Annotated in this window: 23 protein-coding genes; 6 read left to right on the top strand and 17 right to left on the bottom strand. The window is 43.4% G+C overall.

What is annotated here, in order from left to right:
- The 10 genes from PCAR9_RS15320 to PCAR9_RS15275 form a co-directional block, all read right to left on the bottom strand.
- On the bottom strand, positions 1–621 hold the full coding sequence (locus tag PCAR9_RS15320) for a response regulator transcription factor (RefSeq protein WP_179984358.1): 621 nt from the start codon (positions 619–621) through the stop codon (positions 1–3).
- Complete coding sequence (locus PCAR9_RS15315) at positions 618–1,856, bottom strand: sensor histidine kinase (RefSeq protein ID WP_179984357.1); 1,239 nt, start codon at positions 1,854–1,856, stop codon at positions 618–620. The genes PCAR9_RS15320 and PCAR9_RS15315 overlap by 4 nt, the downstream gene beginning before the upstream one ends.
- 16 nt (positions 1,857–1,872) lie before the next feature.
- A complete protein-coding gene (locus tag PCAR9_RS15310; RefSeq protein ID WP_179984356.1) occupies positions 1,873–2,202 on the bottom strand; it encodes a DMT family transporter in 330 nt (109 codons plus the stop codon).
- A gap of 27 nt (positions 2,203–2,229) precedes the next feature.
- Positions 2,230–2,826 carry a DUF7010 family protein gene (locus PCAR9_RS15305; protein ID WP_179984355.1) on the bottom strand — a complete coding sequence of 199 codons (597 nt, stop codon included), beginning with the start codon at positions 2,824–2,826 and terminating at the stop codon, positions 2,230–2,232.
- Positions 2,827–2,951: 125 nt separating this feature from the next.
- Positions 2,952–4,370: an MFS transporter gene (locus PCAR9_RS15300; protein ID WP_232091226.1), complete on the bottom strand. Its 1,419-nt coding sequence runs from the start codon at positions 4,368–4,370 to the stop codon at positions 2,952–2,954.
- Positions 4,354–4,929, bottom strand: a complete 576-nt coding sequence (locus tag PCAR9_RS15295) for a BON domain-containing protein (protein ID WP_179985253.1) — start codon at positions 4,927–4,929, stop codon at positions 4,354–4,356. Before PCAR9_RS15295 ends, PCAR9_RS15300 begins: the two co-directional genes overlap by 17 nt.
- Positions 4,930–4,952: 23 nt before the next feature.
- Positions 4,953–5,549 carry a phosphoheptose isomerase gene (locus tag PCAR9_RS15290; protein WP_179984354.1) on the bottom strand — a complete coding sequence of 199 codons (597 nt, stop codon included), beginning with the start codon at positions 5,547–5,549 and terminating at the stop codon, positions 4,953–4,955.
- 174 nt (positions 5,550–5,723) lie between these two features.
- Positions 5,724–6,812: a glycosyltransferase family 4 protein gene (locus tag PCAR9_RS15285; protein WP_179984353.1), complete on the bottom strand. Its 1,089-nt coding sequence runs from the start codon at positions 6,810–6,812 to the stop codon at positions 5,724–5,726.
- A 179-nt stretch (positions 6,813–6,991) separates the two neighbouring features.
- Positions 6,992–7,333 (bottom strand): YraN family protein, encoded by a 342-nt coding sequence (locus PCAR9_RS15280; RefSeq protein WP_179984352.1) that lies wholly within the window; start codon positions 7,331–7,333, stop codon positions 6,992–6,994.
- A gap of 3 nt (positions 7,334–7,336) precedes the next feature.
- Positions 7,337–9,352 carry a penicillin-binding protein activator gene (locus PCAR9_RS15275; RefSeq protein WP_179984351.1) on the bottom strand — a complete coding sequence of 672 codons (2,016 nt, stop codon included), beginning with the start codon at positions 9,350–9,352 and terminating at the stop codon, positions 7,337–7,339.
- A gap of 141 nt (positions 9,353–9,493) precedes the next feature.
- On the opposite strand from PCAR9_RS15275, the gene rsmI reads away from it, so the two are divergent.
- Together rsmI and PCAR9_RS15265 are read left to right on the top strand one after the other, a co-directional pair.
- On the top strand, positions 9,494–10,330 hold the full coding sequence (rsmI, locus tag PCAR9_RS15270; protein ID WP_179984350.1) for a 16S rRNA (cytidine(1402)-2'-O)-methyltransferase: 837 nt from the start codon (positions 9,494–9,496) through the stop codon (positions 10,328–10,330).
- Between the two features lie 100 nt (positions 10,331–10,430).
- Positions 10,431–10,694 carry a hypothetical protein gene (locus PCAR9_RS15265; protein ID WP_179984349.1) on the top strand — a complete coding sequence of 88 codons (264 nt, stop codon included), beginning with the start codon at positions 10,431–10,433 and terminating at the stop codon, positions 10,692–10,694.
- Positions 10,695–10,771: 77 nt separating this feature from the next.
- On the opposite strand, the gene PCAR9_RS15260 is transcribed toward PCAR9_RS15265, so the two are convergent.
- The 5 genes from PCAR9_RS15260 to PCAR9_RS15240 form a co-directional block, all read right to left on the bottom strand.
- Entirely contained in the window at positions 10,772–12,127 is a 1,356-nt protein-coding gene (locus PCAR9_RS15260) for a CsgG/HfaB family protein (RefSeq protein WP_179984348.1), read from the bottom strand.
- A gap of 251 nt (positions 12,128–12,378) precedes the next feature.
- Positions 12,379–13,509: a carboxynorspermidine decarboxylase gene (gene nspC, locus PCAR9_RS15255; RefSeq protein ID WP_179984347.1), complete on the bottom strand. Its 1,131-nt coding sequence runs from the start codon at positions 13,507–13,509 to the stop codon at positions 12,379–12,381.
- Positions 13,510–13,697: 188 nt separating this feature from the next.
- Complete coding sequence (locus PCAR9_RS15250) at positions 13,698–14,900, bottom strand: saccharopine dehydrogenase family protein (RefSeq protein ID WP_179984346.1); 1,203 nt, start codon at positions 14,898–14,900, stop codon at positions 13,698–13,700.
- 229 nt (positions 14,901–15,129) lie between these two features.
- Positions 15,130–15,540, bottom strand: coding sequence for a hypothetical protein (locus PCAR9_RS15245; RefSeq protein WP_179984345.1), 411 nt, complete (start codon positions 15,538–15,540; stop codon positions 15,130–15,132).
- 186 nt (positions 15,541–15,726) lie between these two features.
- Entirely contained in the window at positions 15,727–16,764 is a 1,038-nt protein-coding gene (locus PCAR9_RS15240; RefSeq protein ID WP_179984344.1) for an AraC family transcriptional regulator, read from the bottom strand.
- Between the two features lie 99 nt (positions 16,765–16,863).
- Between PCAR9_RS15240 and PCAR9_RS15235 the strand changes: the two genes are divergently transcribed.
- Positions 16,864–17,292 (top strand): SRPBCC family protein, encoded by a 429-nt coding sequence (locus PCAR9_RS15235; RefSeq protein WP_179984343.1) that lies wholly within the window; start codon positions 16,864–16,866, stop codon positions 17,290–17,292.
- On the top strand, positions 17,279–18,091 hold the full coding sequence (locus tag PCAR9_RS15230) for a sterol desaturase family protein (protein WP_179984342.1): 813 nt from the start codon (positions 17,279–17,281) through the stop codon (positions 18,089–18,091). The genes PCAR9_RS15235 and PCAR9_RS15230 overlap by 14 nt, the downstream gene beginning before the upstream one ends.
- A gap of 71 nt (positions 18,092–18,162) precedes the next feature.
- Here the strand turns inward: PCAR9_RS15230 and PCAR9_RS15225 are convergent, their stop codons facing one another.
- The gene (locus PCAR9_RS15225; RefSeq protein WP_039232003.1) at positions 18,163–18,408 is read right to left on the bottom strand and encodes a DUF4282 domain-containing protein; all 246 of its coding nucleotides are present in this window, start codon (positions 18,406–18,408) and stop codon (positions 18,163–18,165) included.
- Between the two features lie 173 nt (positions 18,409–18,581).
- On the bottom strand, positions 18,582–19,502 hold the full coding sequence (locus PCAR9_RS15220) for a 1-aminocyclopropane-1-carboxylate deaminase/D-cysteine desulfhydrase (protein ID WP_179984341.1): 921 nt from the start codon (positions 19,500–19,502) through the stop codon (positions 18,582–18,584).
- Between the two features lie 108 nt (positions 19,503–19,610).
- Here PCAR9_RS15220 and PCAR9_RS15215 point away from each other — a divergent pair, with 108 nt between their 5' ends.
- A complete protein-coding gene (locus tag PCAR9_RS15215; protein ID WP_232091224.1) occupies positions 19,611–20,264 on the top strand; it encodes a chalcone isomerase family protein in 654 nt (217 codons plus the stop codon).
- A 56-nt stretch (positions 20,265–20,320) separates the two neighbouring features.
- A complete protein-coding gene (locus PCAR9_RS15210) occupies positions 20,321–20,881 on the top strand; it encodes a DUF3833 domain-containing protein (RefSeq protein ID WP_179984340.1) in 561 nt (186 codons plus the stop codon).
- The last annotated feature ends 29 nt before the right edge of the window (positions 20,882–20,910 follow it).

Genomic DNA, 20,910 nt, shown 5'->3' with positions numbered 1-20,910 from the left:
CTAAAGCCAGCCTTTTTGTTTCGCAATGCGAGCTGCGTCGACTCGGTTCGTTGCATCAAGCTTTGATATCGCTTCGGAAAGATAGTTTCTTACTGTACCTTCTGATAAAAACAACGATTGCGCGATGTCTTGGGTCTTCAGTCCGTCAGAAGCGAGCTTAAGTGCCGCCATCTCTTTTTGCGAAAGCGGGTTGTTGTCGTCGAGGGCCATAATAGCCAGCTCCGTCGAAATCACTTTTTCCCCCGCAGATACTTTATGTATGGCATCTATCAAGTAGTCGCTGTCAGACTCTTTTAAAATAAAACCTTTAACCCCTAAGCTTAATGCACGTTTAATATATCCCGGTTTCGAAAATGTAGTCATTAAAACTACCTTGCTACTAAGGCATTGTTCTGCCACGTGGGCGGCTAAATCTAGGCCTGAGACCAGCGGCATTTCAATATCACTTAGTATAATGTCTGGCGCAGGGTGATGGCTTAAATACTTAATCGCTTCTTGCCCATTACTGCATTTACCTGCGATAGTTAGGTCGTCCTCTAGTGACAGAAGCATGGCTATGGCATCTCGAATTAGCGATTGGTCTTCAACAATTAAAATGGTTGTTTTCGCTTTTACATTCATAACGCCACCTTTTCAGGCGATGGGTTTTCCAAAATAAGCTGCACGTTTACAGAAGGGTAAAATGAAATGCGCACATCTGCATCTATAGATGCTGCACGTTCTCTTATACCCATTAATCCGTTTCCTTCCTTAATTGAGCCGCTGTCCTCAACTACACCGTCATCTTGATAGGTCATGACCAGTGTTAGCGGATTAACGTTAAGGTCAAAATTAATAGATACCGTCTTTCCCTTTGAATAGCGCAAGGTATTGGTGGTTAGTTCCTTTACTATAAGCGCAAGCTGGCTTTCTTGTTTTGAAGACAGCTTCATCAAAGCGCTGTCATCAATAGTGGTTGAAACGTTAAAGCCGTTTTCTTCTAGAAGTGCTTTATCTTTCGCTATTTCATCGCCAAGGGAGAGTTGTTTAATGTCTGATACTGCCTGACGAATATCGCTTAATAATGCTTGAGATAGTTGCGCCAACGCCTTTACTTCCCTATGCGCATCGGCAATTTTATCCTTACTTATAAGCTTATCAGCCAGTTGTGCTTTTAACGAAATTGAGCTTAATGCGTGACCTGCAACATCGTGTAAGTCTCTGCCAATACGTTCTCTCTCAGCTATCGCGGATAATACGCGCAAGGCTTCAGCTTGCTGGCTTTCTTTTAGACCATGAAGGGTTTCCTTACGCTCCATAACGCCAAAACCAAACAATACCAAACTGTTAATGATTGAAGCGCCTAAGAGAAAGTGTGCATTTTCAAACATAGTAATGTTTAGAGTGAAAAGCACGATCATCATTATGCTTATGCTCGCAAAACCCGTTTTGAACGAGTTGTAATAGCCAATGATAAATGCAATGAAACCTATAATCGTCGCGCCACCTGGATTTTGAAAGCTGCAGCCGACAGAAAGTAGAAACATAACCAATAAATAGGAAGGTAGAGCTTTGACAGGCTGACTTATCGCTTTAACGTAAAGGGCAACAAAGCTAAGATATCCTAGGGTTTGAAGCACCCATATCTCGACAGGAAGAGGACGAGATATAATCAGGGGCACAAAAAAGAACAGCGAAAAAAACAAGCTTCCATGAGACCAACGTTTTTTGCGCCCGCTGCCCAACAGCGGCATAACCGGCGTGGCATCTTTGTCGTCTACATGGTTTGTAGATTTACCTACATTCGCAGTACCTTCATCTAAATGCCTTGCAGGCACTGCGTCGACGTTATTTTGCATGCTGTTATGGCTGCGCATGGTGAGTACTTCTTCCTTACTGAAATACAACGGCTGACTTGCTGGTAATGAGCAAGGTACCAGAGATAATTAACATAATACCCAGCACGGCATAAATGTCGAAAGTTTGTTTCCAAAATATCACTGATGCAGCAGTGATTAGCGCGATACCCATCCCTGACCATATTGCATAGGCAACGCCAATTCCCATGTTTTTTAGGACCATGGCAAACAACATTCCTGACACGGTGTAGAAAAATATAGCGCCGTAGCCAAAGGCCCATTTCTCCCAACCGTTCGACATTTTAAGCAGCATGGTAGCTGTAACTTCGGTGATAACTGCAACCGCTAAAAGTAAGTAAGTCATCGTATGTTCCTTTTTGTTAAAGTGAAATTAGTTAGATTTGATTGTTTGAAAACGGCGTTCAAGAGTAATGAGCGACACAATATAGACAGCCACAATGACAGCCGAAATTGCTTCTACTCGTGCTTCGGGAAACAGGTACCAAGCCACAACAATGCCGAAGGTTCTTGCGATAGTGTGAAAATAGCCAACCCAATGTTCTATTGCCCACGACAGAGGCATCCACATTAGTCCAGCAAGAATGCCGATACTCAAGGGCACGGTTGTGTGGTCAATAGCGGCAACCGGAAGGGCGATGGCAAAGACCAGTAGGCTCATAAACATACCAACAAAGAAAAGCCGATCGAAGCTGTTCTTTACTGCGCTTTTCGCAAAGAATCTTTCACCAGTAAGGTAAGATAAACCTGCGCCTAGATAGAAAATTGCCCCTGTGCCGATATAAAGCATCCAGGTTATGGTGAGCTCAGATACAAAAGGAGCACTCATACCAAGCAAGGCCCAAACAAGGGTGCCTGCAAGCGGCATTGCAATAAACCTTTTCTTTTTGAAGTCTTCACGCTGTTGTTCTAGTGAAAGAGGGGAGCTTTGAATACTAGTTGTAGAAGCGTGGTCTAATATATGTTCCATGTGCTTTACCTAATGTTGTAACGTCAATAGGTAAAGTATGTAAAAGTATCTCAGATTGCGTTAGTCACAAACGTCATCAATAGCATGTGACATTTGTCACTAGATTTACAAATAATAGGTTTGCGTTAGCTTTGTCGCGCTTTTTTCGCCTTGCGCTTGTTTAACACAGAGTCACCATCTTCTTTCGAAAGCATTAGGCTGTCGTAAATACTCACTAGCGCCACCGCACCCATAAACATCATAGATAGCGTGAAGGTTTGTAGGTTTGGCGCGTCGGGGCTTTGTCCAAGAATTAAGGCTGCAGCAGCGATTGCAAGCGCTGATAAGGTAATACCAAGGCCGCGATTCATTTGCATTAGAATAGCGCCTAGCGTATTCGCATCTCTCATTTTATTAGGCGGTACGTCGGCAAAAGCAATAGTATTTATTAACGTTAAGTGCATTGAGCGAGTCACACCGTTAGCAAACAAGATAGCGGCAATGGTAAACGACGATGTAGTGTGATTTATCATAGCTAGCGCGACAAAACCAAGAGCGATGAGCACGCCGTTCACTACAAGTACACGTTTGAAGCCAAACGTATTCATGATCCACGTGGTTGCGGGCTTAATCGCCAAGTTTCCTGCAAATAGCCACAGCAAAAGGGAACCAGCCTCTACAGGCGAGTAACCTAGCCCTAGCTGTAGCATGAGCGGCACAAGAAAAGGTGCACTTCCAAGTGCCACTCGCACAACAGAGCCTCCATAGACCGAGAGTCTGAAGGTTTTATGCTGCATGGCGTCGAATGAAAATAGGGGATTTTTGGCTTTTTTAACATGCCGTATTGCGAGAATCATGAGTGTTAAGCCAACGGCAATGACGCCAAGAGACTGAAGAAGTTTGTCGCTGGTACTGGCAAGAAACTCGATACCAGCCATAAAAAGCGCAAAGCCTACGCCGGTAAGCAAAAAGCCTTTAATATCAAACTTGCCCACATCACCTTTGGTGTTTCGCAATAGGTAAAGAGAGGCGAGGATCGCGATAATACCCAGCGGAATATTCATATAAAAAATCCACTGCCAGCTAAAATGTGTGGCTATGTAGCCGCCAAGTACTGGGCCTAATAGCGGTGCACTCAAGGCGGGCCATGTAATAATGGCTACGGTTTTTACTAGTTTTTCTTTGGGCAAATCCCGCAATACTACTAATCTTCCAACCGGCACCATCATAGCACCGCCTAAACCTTGAAGAATACGGGATAAGGTAAATTCGAATAAACTGGTACTTAAGCCACATAGGACCGAGGCAAAAGTAAAAACGGCAATCGCCGCTATAAATATTGTGCGAGCCCCAAATTTGTCAGCAGCGTAACCGCTTAAAGGGATAAAGAGCGTAACGGCTACCAAATAAGCCGACACGCCAATAGAAAGGTGAGCTGCCGGCACGTTAAAGTCAGCAGCAATAACAGGGAGCGCCGTGGTAATTACCGTGGCGTCCAGAATTTCCATAAAGAGTGCCCCTGCTACCAAAAGGGCAGTGGCAAGCTCTTTATTGAACAATTTCAAAGGCTCTGACGACGCGAGCTACACCCGTAATATTACGAGCAATATCGACCGCTGCTGTAGCTTCAAGGTTAGTTAATCGACCCATTAAAAATACCTCTGAGTCTTGCACAACCACTTTAATCTGAAGAGCCGGAACACGCTCATCAGCGACTATCTTAGTGCGTACTTTTGACGCGAGCCACAGGTCGTTGGCTTGTGTGCCAGCACCTATCGGTTCGCCAATGCGTATTTGGTTGTGAATTTTTTTAATGTAGCTCACTTCTTGAGCACGGCTTACTGCCTCGTCTATAAGCCCTTGGTTGGGGGCTTGGCCAGTTAGCAAGGCGACACCGTTATAAACATCAACCTGAAGGTTAGTCTGCTCTTTTAGTGCGTCACTTTTCGACCATTGATAAGACACCGCTGCGTCGGCATTTTGATCGTCAAGTTGTGTACCTACCGTACGTCTATCGTTAGCCACTTTTGCCGCCATGGCTCCGGCGGCACCGACTGCCACTACGCAACCTTGTAATGTTAAAATCAGGGCTAATACAGAACCCAGCAGGCTCAATTTTTTTATTTGTCTACTCATAGTTAATTTGATTAGTCGTCACCGTGATCAGCAGGGAATAAGCTGTCGTCAATGCATTCACATAGGTTGTGAATAACTAGCAGATGCACTTCTTGAATACGTGCGGTACGGTTAGAAGGAACGCGAATTTCTACGTCATGCTCACTCAAAAAACCAGCCATTTCGCCGCCGTCTTTACCGGTAAGCGCAACTATGGTCATGTCTCGAGACAATGCTGCTTCCATTGCCGCGATAACATTACGTGAATTGCCACTAGTGGAAATAGCCAAAAGGATATCGCCAGGCTGGCCTAACGCTCGTACCTGTTTGGCAAATATTTCGTCGTAGCTGTAGTCATTAGCGATAGACGTGATGGTCGACGTGTCTGTGCTTAACGCAATAGCAGGCAGGCTAGGACGGTCACGTTCGTAGCGGTTTAACATTTCTGATGAAAAGTGCTGGGCATCGCCAGCAGAACCGCCATTACCACAGCTCAGTACTTTATTGCCTCTTATTAATGCTTCAACCATCATGTACGCCGCTTTTTCAATATATTCCGGCAATATTTCCGATGCTGCAATTTTTGTCTGAATGCTCTCGGTAAAGTTCGATTTTATCTGTTCAATCATCTGTCATCTCTTTGTTTTCAACTGCCTACTGATCTCTTTTAGTGGTTGTAGCACTAAGTTACAACGCACGGCTAAATATAATGATCAGTATCTGAAAAATATTTGCTTATGCTTTGGATTATTAATATTAAATACCAAGTGGCATTAACCTTTACTGCAATGCCAAAGCGTTATTTATTGAAGCGAGCGAAAGAACTCGACTAAGTTTCTTGCTTCATCTTCAACCTTGAAATTTTTTACAATGTGTTCGCGTCCGGCTTTGCCCATTTCTGCAAGTTTGTCCATATCTGACAGAAGTAAATCCATCTTTTCTGTGACAGCTTGCTGGTCTCTGGTAGGTACTATATATCCATCAATGCCTGGTCTGACAATATCTTCCCATGCGCCCGCTTGTGTTGCTAGTACAGCCGCACCTGCGCTCATGGCTTCAGGTACGGTTAAACCAAAGCCTTCGTTGTAGCTAAGCGCACTTACTAGAGACAATGCACTGAATATGCTTGGAATCTGTTCAAAGGGCAACTCACCAGTGAAAATAATGCGATCAGTTAAACCTGCTTCAGACACCTTTTCTTTGAGTTGATTTACAAACGCTTGGTTACTTGGAGAAATGGCGCCCACCACCACCGCATTCACATCAGGGTATTTAGGTAATATTTTGATGCAGGCCTCCACAAAAAGGTGAACTCCTTTTTGCTCTCTTACTCTACCTAAAATTCCTATTCCGTATTTTCCACCGTAACCCAGTGACTGCCAAGCTTTTTGCTTATTTTCTGCTGGCGTGTAGTTATCAATCTGCACACCGTGGAGATTTATTTTGGCAGGAGGCTTATTTAAGTACTGTGCGGAACGGTTACTCATCGCAATAATTGCGTCCATCCTATTACTTAACCATACTGTGGAAGCGGAACGCTCTCGTTGAGCTGCCGAGCTAAATACGAGCTTTATTTTTGCACGAAAAATGTATTTCAGCAGCACTCCCTGAATCATTTCGTCAACACGGCGTGCGTGAAAAATACGCCACTTACCATTACTAAGCGGGCGTCGACACATTTTAACGACTTCCCAGAATGTTATTGTCATCGAAGGGTCCGGGACAAAGTGTCTACCCATGATCCGCAAATTGATCATGCGCTTTTGTATCGATGTCACTTGCAACATAGTAGACGTTACACCAGAAAAGTTGGCACTAGAGTTACCGACTATTAATTCTATTTCTTGGTTATCAAGGTTACAGGGCGACATCTTGTTGTTGGGGTGACTCATTATTTGTAGGAACCTAAGACACTTTCGTCAAATAGAAGAAAGCTTGTAAAACTAAGATAAAACAAATGGCATAGCTCTTACTCAAAGGCCTTGCCATTTATTCTTAAACGCGTTCACATCCAACACTTATATTCTTCCATTTAAGCGAACATAAACTATAAAACTATATGTGAGAGCCTCTATCCAATGTTCTTTAGCCACTGAAGATTGCTTCCATCTATGGCAATAACGTCTATCCGTAAAGGCGTAGATGCTGGATTCAGGTTATTATCTAACAAATAGAAGCCAAACGCAGCATGAATTCGGTTTAGCTTTTTAGCCGTTACAAATTCTATTGCACTGCCAAAGTGATTCCGTTTCCGGTATTTGACTTCAATACACACAATAGTATTGCCGTCTTGCATTACAATATCTAACTCACCACGTCGCGTACGGTAGTTTCTACACAGAAGCCTAAGACCTTGTTCCTCAAGATATTGACAGGCTTTGTCTTCTGCTGCATTCCCTTGCAGTTTCGACATATCTTACTCCGACAGCACCTGTACTTTTTCGTTACGGATCATAGCTTGAGGCTGCTGGCGAATGACTTCGCCTTTCTCATTAAGCGAAAGGGTTCCGGTCAAGCCTTCATGTGAAAGGTACTTCAGCGTGTTGAGCATACCTAGCTGTGGAAGTAGCTGGTAGGCATCAAAGCCAAACGCAAACAAACGTTTTTGCATGGTATTTTGATTTTGCCAAGCCTGCTCGACCTCTTGCTGAAGAGGTTGCCAATTGTGTGAAGGCATTAACCATGGCATATCGATAAAATGCACATTTTGTAAATCACGCCATTGGTTTTTTCCGCTGTCGTAGTCCATCGAACGAGATGTAGCATAAACAGGAACTTGCTTACCGTCGTAAGGGTTTAAGCTCGCTTCAATTATTGGGTTTAGCAGCTCTGTGTCTTGCGGAGAGGCAAACGCAACTATGGCATCAATATCCCGCCTGCTGCGAGGCATATTGTATACTTCATCGTTGGTCATGTACTCAATTTGATTAATGCGATCATTGCTTTGGGCAACATCGAGTGCTTGAGTGATACCCTCGCGAAGTGAATTACTGTCGTTAAAGGTAACCGATGTTATGTTAGTGCGACGCTTGTTCTCTTTATTGTTAAGCGCTCTCCAGTGCGTTTTGAACGTGGTGTCCATTCGCTGATACAAACTGCTTTGGGCCGCAATAACGATAGGTGCACGGTAGCCTTTGTTGAAGATATATTCAGCAAGCTGCTTGGCTTCATCTTCTGGTGCAAGACCGAAATAGTTCAACGAAGTGGCTAGATCCAGTGCATGCAACTCTTCTTGGGTCTCTGTATCCGTCAGTATGCTTCCCGCCGAATCAGTGCCACTATCTAACGTAGAGTTTGATGATGTCGTTAATCTACTTTTGGTCGGAGTTTCGTTTGCATTTACTTGGTCTATCAGTTCTTCTAGACGATTCAATGCTAGTACGTTCACCCCAACAGGCAAGTTGGGGATCAAATTCTCTACGGTATCTTTCAGCAGCGGTCCGACAATAAATTTGGTGTCGCCAATTTCATCAAGGAGGTGCTGCGTATCAACGCCATTTGTGTCAATAAAACGCAGGCGTGGCAGTAAGTGTTCATCTTGACGTTTTTCAACATCAGTGTAATAGGCCGACATTATACCATTTTTTACTACTTGCCCCGTACGCGCTAAGCGCCCAGAGAGTGGCAGCAATACTGCAATATCATTGGCGCCTGCATCGATAAGCTGTGTTGCTTTAAGCACATTGTCAGGCAAGGTCGTTTCTAAAATGTGGCCACGATAAACTTGCTGAAAATTTTGAAGTTCTGTTGTCAATGTCGCGGGCGATGAAGCATTCGCTTCAGTCAACTCGCGAAGCGTGATGAAAGGGGAAAGAGAGGGGTACGTTTTTCCTACTGTTGAAAGCGTTTCTGTCGGTATGGAAGTGAGCCACTGCCACACCCGCTGTACTTTATCTTCGTCTGACAAATTCGTTTGTAGCACGCTATTGGCTGCTGCTGCAAAATTACCTTGCTGTGAGTACAGCTGAGTTTGAAGTTCTGCTTTTTGAAATGCAGTTTCACCTGTACCCATTACTCCGTCCAGCATTGCCAGTAATTCATCTGCTGACGCATCAGGCATTCCTGCATAGGCTTTGGTAACTAAAAGGGAATAGTACGAGTGGTTGCGTTCTGACACACCATCTTCTTTAACTTCAAACAACACCTGCTGCGCTAATACAGGTTGTTGGTTTTGAAGGTATAAGTCAGCAGCTTGCAGTAATAAGCTATTACGCTGTTCTTTATCGCGGGTGCGTTCCCATACCTTCTTAGCCTCTAGAAGTTTGTGCTCAGGCGTGACATTCTCTTCAACCTGGGTGGTTTCAATTGGAGTAGGTTCCACTACTACAGGTTTCGACTGAGTTTTTGGCGTGCTCCCACAACCCGATAATACCAATACCGAAGCAATGGCTGATAGCGTAAAGATTTTTCCAGATTGTCCGATATGACGCACAGTTTCATTCCTTTTACATCGTTATAGGTCAAGTTTATCTTAACCAGTGTGAAAATCTACGCTTGCCAGCATAATCTGGACTAATGGCGTGATACACTTATCGCATAACCTTTCAATTTAACGTAAGACTTAACCACTGTTATGACAGACACCGCCACTCTATATATTGTTCCTACGCCTATTGGCAACTTAGATGACATCAGTGCTAGAGCAATTCGCGTATTAAGTGAAGTTAACTGGATTGCTGCTGAGGACACCCGTCATAGCGCGCGACTTCTACAGCACTTTAGTATTGGAACTAAAACCCTTTCACTTCACGAACATAATGAAGATAAACGTACAGCTATGCTTTGCGAACGTTTGAAAGGCGGTGAATCTGTTGCTTTGATAAGTGATGCGGGCACACCACTTATCAGCGACCCTGGTTTTGTTTTAGTGCGTAAATGCCGCGAGCAAGGTATTCCAGTTAGTGCTTTGCCGGGACCATGTGCCGCAATTACTGCATTAAGCGCATCAGGACTGCCTACAGATAAATTCACTTTTGAAGGCTTTTTGCCGGTTAAAACCCAAGCGCGGGAGGGTGTACTATCAGCGCTATTAGATAGAACTTTCACGACAGTTTACTATGAAGCCCCACGAAGGATTCTAGATACGGTTACTGACATTCAGCGTGTATTAGGCGAACGCCACATTGTTGTAGCTAAAGAGTTGACTAAAACTTTTGAAACCTATGTGAGCGGCAGCGCTCAAGATGTGATTGATTATCTCAACGCCGATCCAGCACATCAAAAAGGCGAATTTGTAGTGATGATAGGTCCAGCCAAGGTAAATGAACAGGCGATACCTAGTGAAGCAATGTCCTTACTGCAAACTTTGTGCGAGTACATGCCGTTGAAAAAAGCCGCGGCTGTAGTAGCAAGTCATTATAATTTGAAAAAGAATGCATTATATCAAGCAGGACTAGATGCAAAAGGGTAGTTTGCGTTAAGAAAGATTGATCTTAAGCGTCATCGGCGAAATACAAAGTATTTTGTATGGTAGTCCAAGGTAAAGAGACTGGTTACTAAAGGAGACGCAGATGACAAAGACACTTAAGATCACCATGTCTGATGGCAAATGGCTGGTAGATATATTCTCTCAAGCGAATGACTCTGGCGTTTACGATTTAATTCACCCAAATGATGTGACGGACGTTTCATTAAACGAGGGTGAGATGTACGGCTTTCGCTACAGCCTGCAGGGGAAGCCAGGTACAACTTTTAAAATAGAACTCGGTGATGACGTCCTAGCTGAAGGAGAGATTGATAAATCTGAAGCTACTTCGGGTAGTGGTGTGGTATAGCTATAATACGTTACTAGTATCAATAGTATTGAGAGCCGAAGCCGCAATTTGCGGCTTCGGTTAAAACGTATTAAAAACTAAATGCCCTCTGGGAACAGACTTTCTTTTGTTACTACCTGTATGCTTTCAATAACTTGACGAACTTCGTCGTCAAGTTTTTCATTTCGAAGCGCTAATGTCCGGTTTCGCTCAAACAGTTCAGTGTGGCTTTCCAACCTTTTTCCCATTTTTCTCCAAGCTTGAACCCTAGCTTCATATGGCCACGCTTCAAGTTCAATGCGATGAGAGTCTAGCTGAGTTAAAAGCATAGTAGCAGCTGCCGCCATGGACATGCCGCCAGGCCAATTAGGGTTATTATTCTCTGGGTCGAAAGAAACAAATGCAGTCATTAACGGGCCATAGTTTTTCAGCCAGTCGTAGTACCTATTGAAGGCTTTCTCATCGTACTCATCTACATCAAAGTTATAAGACTTGCGATCTGAGACGGTAACCCTAGAGGGAGTATTGTCAACATAAACGGCAGTGGTTGTTGTTGAGGTGGTTATCGCCGGTGCGTCGGTAGCCTCCGGCATGGCATCATCTGCACCGCCCACAGTTAGCTTTCCACCTTTACCTAAACCACCTTCAACTTCTTGCGCTTTGTAAGAGCGAAGTGCGATCACCATCTGGTTAAAAGAATCAGCAAATGCAGTTACTAGCATTTTGCCTTCAGGTGTCTTTGAGAAGCCGCCAGCGCCGCCTGCGGCTGCGCCAGCAAACATGCCACCAAATAAGCTAAAGTCATGATTTGCGGCACTGCCTGTTGCAGCAGAAACCTGAACACCCGAGCGGTTATCTATAAGCAGCAATGAGGTAGCCGCTTCATTCTTGCTAAAACCTCCACCTACGATAGAGCCTAATGTACCAAATAGTGCACCTGCTATGGCTTTACCACCCTGCGTTTTTTCGGCAAATAGTACTGATGGGCTGAGCGTGTAATCAGCTGCTACCATTTGACCGCCCCCAATGTTAGAACCAGAGCGAAGTTGTCCTGATTGCATTAGCTGACGCTCGGTGTTCATTGCATTCATAGCACGACCACGCTCAACAATAACAAAACAGTTAGACTGTTGAATCATTAACCTGATAACAGGGATGGTACTGCCGAGTTTTGGGTAAGTTCTGCGATACTCTGACCACCAGGGCAAACTTGTATCTTCAAAAACACTTAATGTACCGAGTGTTTCGTCACAATTCTCTAGTTGCGCATTATTATTAGAAGCCGTAGCGCCGCCGGCGCCACCACTTACTGCGCCAGAACTTCCGCCTCCCATAGAAGGAGTTGTCGACATACAAGCCGTAGTTAAAAGTAGCGCACTAAGCGCAGATACAATAGGTTTGGCAAATGTGTGTACTTGAGTTGCACAGTTTGAGCCTAGATTATTCCTTCTCACGATCAATTCCTCTGATAAAGATAAGATATAACCGAGACAGGCAATTATTGATGGTTTGATACAACACCTGAATTCGGTGTTGAACAAAAGACGACGGAGATTAGAGACTCACCTTGAATAGGGCGGTAGGTCGAAATTCCCTTTTGACGACTCAACACCCACAAAATAGCACTAGAGAAGATTGGGAACAAGCTAATTGATCAAATAATGATCAATTAGCTTTTGGTATACTTTTTAATGAAGGGCTACGTTTAAGACAAACGGCCCTTAAAGTCTTCGTAGCTGAACTCACGAACTAGCTCGAAGTCGCCGTTAGCTCGCAGAATACCGATAGCAGGGTGCTCTACACCGTTAAAAAAGGTAGTTTTTACCATGGTATAGTGCATCATATCTTCGAACTGCAAACGAGCGCCTGCTTTTAACGGTGTGTCGAAGGAATAGACATCTATGACGTCACCGGCAAGGCAGGAATTACCGCCAAGCTTCACGTTATGTGCTTTTTCATCTGGCATACCTGCACCTAAAATAGCCGGGCGATAGGGCATTTCTAATACATCAGGCATGTGAGCAGTGGCTGAAATATCTAAAATAGCGATATCCCCATCATTTTCCACCATATCAACCACTTCGCAAATTAGAGGACCTGTTTGCCACGCAACCGCAGAGCCTGGCTCTAAGATAACGTCTAGGTGTGGGTAACGGGCTTTAAAGTCTTTTAGTGTTTTAATAAGGTGCTCAACATCATAACCGTCTCGGGTCATAAGATGACCGCCACCTAGGTTCAACCATTTCAATTGACCAAGCCATTTACCAAAGCGCTTTTCGATAGCTTCAAGGGTGCGTGCAGTAGCAAAAGAATCACACTCACAAAGGTTGTGGCAGTGAAAACCCTCGATACCCGTCAGGTCTACGCCTTCTAGTTCACTGGCGCGTATGCCTAAGCGCGAGCCTGGCGCTGCTGGATCGTACAGTGGCGTATCTGCCTCTTGATGCTCAGGGTTTATGCGAAGGCCTAACGAAACGTTAGATAAGGTTTCTTTATGCGTATTCCACTGAGACAAACTATTGAAAGACAGATGATTAACAAGGCTCGCTAGTTCCTTAGCGTCATTAACTTTGTACGCTGGAGAATAAGCATGAACTTCTTTACCCATCTCTGCTGCGAGTTTAGCTTCCCAAACCGAGCTTGCTGTTGCACCGTGTAAATACTGTTTAATAATGTCGAAGCATGACCACATTGAAAAGCCTTTCAGCGCCAGAATGATGCGGGCACCTGATTCGTCTTGAACCCGTTTCATCAGCTCAAGGTTTTTAATTAACTTTTCTTCTTCCAGCACATAGCAAGGAGAAGGAATATCAGTGCGTTGAGTTAAATCGGTCAATGGGTAAAGCTCCAAAAAATAAAACTGCTTACAGCATTAATGAGATGTCTAATGTATTACAGAACAGGTTTTAGCTCAAAAAGCGGCTGACTAGTGCAGTTTAACAATCTAAGATAATTTGAGTTATTTCGAATGCAGTTATAGCGATAACAAAAAAGGGCGCTAAATAAAGCGCCCTTGGATATCGTTTATTTAGTGAAAGGGCTGCTTTCACATTCAAGAACGTGCCATGGTAGGCCGTGCTCATTAAGCATTTCCATGAATGGGTCTGGATCGAATTGTTCCATGTTCCAAACACCCGCTTCTTTCCACGTGCCGTTAAGCATAAGCGCCGCGCCAATCATAGCAGGAACACCTGTGGTGTAAGATACGGCTTGCGCACCCACTTCTTCGTTACACTTCGCGTGGTCACAGTTGTTATAGATAAAGATAGTTTTTTCTTTGCCATCTTTAATACCTGTGATGTAAGTACCAATGCACGTCATGCCGCTATAACCTTCAGCAAGTGAGCCAGGGTTAGGCAGTACTGCTTTTAAGAACTCTAGAGGTACAATCTTCTGGCCTTGGAATTCAACTGGCTCAATGCTAGTCATACCAATACCTTCAAGTACACGCAGGTGGTTAAGATAAGCATCACCAAAGGTCATCCAGAAGCGTGCGCGCTTCAACGTAGGGAAGTGCTTAACAATAGACTCTAGTTCTTCATGGAACATCAAGTAAGACGCACGAACACCAATGTTTTGGTAATCTAGGTCTTCACGTACGCTTAGTGGATCCGTTTCTTTCCACTCACCGTTTTCCCAAAAACGACCGCGCTGAGTAATTTCGCGAATATTGATTTCTGGGTTGAAGTTAGTCGCGAAAGCCTGGCCGTGATCACCGCCATTACAATCCACGATATCAAGGTAGTGAATTTCGTCGAAGTAATGCTTTGCTGCATACGCTGTGTATACGTTTGTTACACCTGGATCGAAGCCACTGCCAAGAAGGGCCATAATGCCTGCGTCTTTGAACTTGTCTTGGTAAGCCCATTGCCATGAGTATTCGAACTTCGCTTCGTCTTTAGGCTCGTAATTGGCGGTGTCTAGGTAATCTGTGTTAGTGGCAAGACATGCATCCATAATTGGAAGGTCTTGATATGGCAACGCTAGGTTGATTACTAGGTCTGGTTTTACTTCGTTGATAAGTGCTTCAACTTCTTTTGCGTTGTCGGCATCAACAGCGAAAACACCCTTAACGCGATCTGCACCTACTTCTTGTTGTAGTGCTTCACACTTAGATACCGTGCGGCTTGCTAAGTAAATTTCGTCGAAATGTTGCGGTAAACGTGCACATTTTTTCACAGTTACCGACGCAACACCGCCAGCACCAATAATTAAAACGCGAGACATAATAACTAATCCCTAATTTTGCTAATGAATTTTGGGCTGAATGCTAGCAGACCAATGGGATTTGGCAAGCAAAGACAGCCTATGAAAGGACAAAAAATTTTAATCGTAACAACGAATGTAAAAGGTAGTGCACACACTGGTAGGCACTACCTCAAAAGACTACTTTAGTAACTGATACCGGTCTGTACTAGGTGATTTAAAAAATAACATTTTCCCTACCGCTGTTTCGCTAACGGGTTACAGTATCGATAGGCGGAGAAATGACTACTTTATTGTCTACTTTGTAGTAAGGGTAAAGAATAAGTCGTTCTTCGTGATTTGGCGTTGCAGTTGCAATGGCAATAGCATCAACCGTTTTACTGTCTTGAGTGTTAACTGCCGCAGCATACACTAAGACGCTGTAACTATTTGTATCTGTGGTGGTATCGATTATTCGCCACTGAAGCTGTTCGATAAGCTGTGACTCGCGCTTTTTAGTTCCGGCCTCGTCGGCAAATATACAGCCGATGCGACCATTTTCATAAATAGCAGCAAAAGGATAAAACACATCACACACGGGTAACATAAGCTCACATAGATTTAGTGACTTTGACACGAGTGCATTTAACTGCGTTGGCAATGTAACTGGACGGTCGATCATAGCGTATCTCCTGTGAGTTAGCGTTGCTGTACACCTGATAATACCTACGCATTCTCAGTCACATTAGTTTAATAATCATAATTTTGATAGTAAAAAATTGCCTATTCAGACTAAAAGCTTATAAAGCACGCATCTTTTTTCGAACCAAAAATAGCGCCTGCGCCGAGGGTTAATAGCGAGACATGATTACTCTTTTGATATTAGCTGTTTTTGATACTTAAGCGGTGTGGTGGAAAACCACTTTTTAAACACGTGGGTAAAGGATGATTGCTCTTGAAACCCTAATAAATCAGCGGTGTCGGCAATAGAGTATTGTTTAAGAAGATCGTCTAAACGAGATTTGCGCTCACTATCAAGAATTTGCTGAAAGCTGGTGTTACTCTGCTTCAACTTCCGCTGCAGTGTGCGTGGGCTTATGAATAACGCTTCAGCCATACGCTTTTGATTACATCCCTTTAGCGTAGGGTTAGCGTTTAAAAGCGAAACGACTTTATGGGCGATATCTTCATGAGAATTAAGGTTAAAATGGCGTTTGTTGGTTTGAGCAAACCTTTCCCCTTTGCATTCGTTCATTTCCTTTTCTGTCACTTCTATAAGCGCGCTGAACATAGCCTTATTTTCACTAGTGAAGGGAACATGCAGTAAGTGTAGGGGAAAAATAATGGCGTTAGTGCGGGCACAATCAATCACCTCGCAGTTAAACCACTGGGCTAATCTATCTTTTTCCAATGTACTTAAAGAGAAAGTAAAGGAAATAGCATTTAATTGGCAGGCCGAACCCAATATTTTATAAACGGTCGCTACCCACGCGGTGGTATTGCGCAATACCATTTGTTTGCAATCTAAGTTTTTAGGCACCCATTCAACACGGGCATTATCAGATTCAAAGAATACGTTTGTTGTGCCGATGTCTGCGACTAGCGCATCAAACCGAGTAAGCGCCCCTATGGCTTGAGCTAAATTTTCGCAACTTTCAACGAGGTAACCCAACACCCCATAATCTTTTGCCTGAATATGTTTGCCTAACTCAAACCCAAATAATGAATTATTGGTGAGCGATGCACCTTGGTTTAACAGCTCGATATAGGCTTCCATGGAAACACGGGGGGAACCTGAAAGTGAACTATGCTTTTGCGTGAGTCGCGACAGTCCTTTTGTATCAACTTCTAAGCTAGTTAAATAGCTTTCTATACTTTGAATATAGGCAAAAGAAACTGATGGCATAGGTGTGTCGCAAAATAACAAAAATCATGACGTATTAACGCAAGATCAAATATGAATGTCAATTTATGCTAATAGCCATGAGAAGAGGACATATCGTAAATGGTTGACGTTCACTACCAAAGAGTTATTAATGCAACGCCACAAGTGCTTCGCGATACGCTGCTTGACCACCAGAATTTAAGCGAATTCTTTAACGCTTCGTTTAAGGTATTAAGAGCAGAAAATAATAGTGAAGTCAGTGGCGGGGTGGGCTGTGTGAGAGAAGTGAGTATTCTAGGCGTTAGCTTTAAAGAAGAGATTGTTAAAGCAGACACAGATGGCATTGAATATCGTGTTGTTGACGACTTTCCAGTAAAAGATCATCGGGGAGTTATCAGATTTTCCGCACAGGGTAGCCTAACCAAAGTTTCTTATCGCATTAGCTGTTGGGCGCCTTGGTATATACCCAATTGGCTACTAACACGCCTTTTACAACACGACATAGCGCAATGTTTGAATAAGTTAGGAGCACGTTTTGATCCCCGTTGAACTTATTTTGCTTGGCTTGAGCCCGGTTTTCTTACTATGCGTTTTTGTGGAGTTCAAAAAGGCACGGCAGTTTTATAATGTAAAAGACAGCGTGAATAATGCTTTACTTGCACTGCTTCATCAGGGCTCTGATGCTTTGGTACTATTACTACTAATGCCTTTGTTTCTTTGGCTGCACCAGTTTTCTCTATTTAACATAGATCTTACGGCAGTATCGCTTTTTGCAGGGTTTATCCTACAAGACTTTTTATACTACTGGTTTCATCGGGCTTCACACAACATACACTGGTTTTGGCTCGCCCATGTGGTGCATCACAGCTCAACAAAAATGAATTTCACCACAGCGTTTAGACAAAGTATCTTGTACCCACTCGTGGGCATGTGGCTCTTTTGGATACCAATGATACTTATTGGTTTTTCTCCCAGCTTGGTCTTCGCCATTGTCGCAATAAATCTTGCTTATCAGTTTTTTGTACATACGCAAACGATTGGTCATTTAGGCTGGGCAGAGCATATCTTCAACACGCCTACTCATCACCGCATTCACCATGCAACCAATAAGCCTTATATCGATAAAAACTACGGTGGGGTGCTTATCATCTGGGATAAGTTATTCGGCACTTTCGTTAAAGAAGATAAAAAAATAAGTATCAAGTACGGCATCGTTGGAAAAATGCCAGATGATAACCCCCTAAGCGCCAACTTCAGTCAATTAGGCGTGCTTCTTGAACAGCTTCAGCAGGCAAAAGGAATAAAAGCAAAGTTAAAAAGGTTGTTTGGCTATCCTGTTGCAGATTGATGTAAAGGTCTGGGTTAAGAGATAAACGGAATGCTATCGCTATTTAATGAAGCGATAGCATTCGCATAACACTACTCTTTATTCGCAATTTTTTGAAGATTGCTGTGAATTTTGAAGAGAACGATAAGTAGTTCACACCAGATTCTTGCGCCAATACAGCCAGACACGATGATAAATAGGCCGTATACAAAACTCGCGTCGTACCCCACAAACATTGTTGTTACGCCACTTACAACCGACCCTAAAAGCAATAGCCAGTACACAAAAGTAATTATTTTAGGGGTTAGCATTGAGTCGAAGAAGAAAATATCTTTCATAATCATTCCTTGATGAAGTTTGCAGGTAGCAAGCTTTAGTTTTTATGCCGCATCCTGCGACAAACTTCTTATTGTTATCGTTAATTTATTATTTATGAGTATTGTGAGCATGCTCACAAATTTAGTTGTATCACTCATACGTAGTTAAAACAATACTTTGTTATAACAAGGTTTTACCTTGCACCTTGTAAACCACCTGTGTGCAATACGACGATGCGTGAACCATCCTCAAACTTACCTTTAGCCAGCATATCTTTAACGGCCCAGAAAGCTTTGCCCGAGTAAACTGGCTCTATTTCAAATTCCATAGTGTTATTGAAATCGCTGCAAAAGGTTTGAAGCTCACTTGGCGCTTTGGCGTAGCCACCAAAATGGTAGCTATGATCAATATGCCAATGTGTCTGGCTAGATGTTGTAAGAAATTGCTCAACCAACCCCTCTAGATAGCCTTCACCTTTTAGTACACCTATGCCAATGGCTTTGTAATGAGAACGAAAGTCAGTAGCCATTAAACTATTACGTTTATTTAATGCATTTATAATTCCCGCCAATGTGGCGCCGCTTGCGACAGGGGCAACGATAAAATCGAAGTCTACCTCGATTTCATCGACCATATCTTTTATCCCCTGAAGCGCTAGGGCCTGGCTTCCACCTTCAGGAATGATAATCGCATTGGGGAACTCCAGCTTTAGTTCATCTAAATAAGTACTATCGTTACGCTTGTTATAGGTAATTCTGTTTACATATTCAATGCGAGTCTGCCACTGCATTAAATCCTTAATCATTGGCGATGGTGCAGCACTGTAGTCGCCGCGAATAATGGCGGTAAAGGGAATACCAAGTTTGTAACAAGCAAATCCCAACGCATGAAGGTGGTTAGAAAAGCCGCCGCCGAAACTGATGACGTGGTTTGGCAAAGGGCTCGTTAGCGCATGGCTTAGCTTTCGCCATTTGTTTCCTGACATCACAGGGTGAATAGCATCGTCACGCTTAACATAAAGCGATACCTTGCTTGCACCCTCCCAGTTCGGTTTGAAAGGAATAAGAGGCGAGGGAAGAGTGAGTGACGTTTTAAATTCATCAAGGGAAAGCACGATGAGAGCCTAGGGACAGTTGATCAATTGGACATTGGCAAGAGTATAACCAGATAGAAATTCAATAAAAGACCTGTAATTTTTATTACGCTTTATAAGAGCATTTTTATGGTTACTAATAAAAACGGTATTTCACGAAAACCTGTGATTTACACCCCATCATGGCTTCTTCATTACGTAAAAAACGCTAGCGCTTTTTTTATGTCTTACGTTAATAAAATAGCAGTATCCACCTTTGCTATTTTTGTTTCCATATCACTGAGCGCTGTCATCATGTCAAACAACGCCTCTGCGCAAGAGTATGATTCAGAAAATATCAATGAATATGTTCCCAATGCGAAACTGGTGGGGAAAGGCATGTTTTCTTACTACTTTTGGGACGTATATACAGGTGAGCTTTTTGCTTCTGAAGGTAAATACGCTGGTCAGCCTCCTTTTGCACTTCGTTTGACCTACCAACGGGATCTTGAAGGAAAAAAGATTGCCGAGCGCTCTATTGATGAAATGAAAAAACAAGGTGATATCGCTGCCGAAGATGCTGATAAATGGCTGTCGCTAATGGAGCGTATTTTTCCTGACGTTAGTGAAGGCGATGTAATTACGGGGATCGCAACGAAAGAAGGCACAAGCGTGTTCTACGTAAACGGCGAAAAAGCTGATGAGATAAGCGACAAAACTTTTACGCAACGTTTTTTTGATATCTGGTTAAGTGATGAAACGTCGGAACCTAAGTTTAGAAAAAAGTTACTCGGGAACGATTAGCTTAGTGATTTTATAGAAATAAAACCAAGCAAGGTTAGTTGAGCAGGATAAGTAAAATGATAAAAAATATGATGAAGTTATGTTTAGGAGTAGGGTTTGCTGCATTGACCATGGTAGGGCTATCTGGATGTTCTGTGTCAGTCGATGGTGAAGACTATCAGTCGGTATCTCCGGGTTTCGATATTGAGCAGTTTTTCGATGGAAACGTTAAGGCGTGGGGTATAGTACAAAACCGCTCAGGTGAGGTGGTACAAAGGTTTGTGGTAAACATTGATGGCTCAATAGAGGGCGATACCCTGACGCTTGATGAAACCTTTGAATATGGGGTTGGCGAAGGTCCAAAATCCCGCACATGGACTATTGTAAAGCAGGGCGATGGCACCTTTGTAGGCAAAGCGAGTGATATTGATGGGCCTGCAAAAGGCACCAGCTACGGCAATGCATTTAATTTTCACTACGAGATGGATTTACCGGTAGACGATACGACCTATTCAGTAACGTTTGATGACTGGTTTTGGGCTTTCGATGACTCTACCATGATGAACCGTTCGTACATTCGTAAGTTCGGTATTGTGATGGCCGAAGTTACTATTTTTATGCAGAAGCAAACCGATTGATAATTTGCAATTATAGCTCTGGAATGCTC

The organism is Alteromonas macleodii, from assembly GCF_903772925.1.
Classification (GTDB): Bacteria; Pseudomonadota; Gammaproteobacteria; order Enterobacterales; family Alteromonadaceae; genus Alteromonas; species Alteromonas macleodii_A.
Note: the sequence above shows the minus strand (reverse complement) of the source record. Positions and strands in the feature narration are given on the sequence as shown.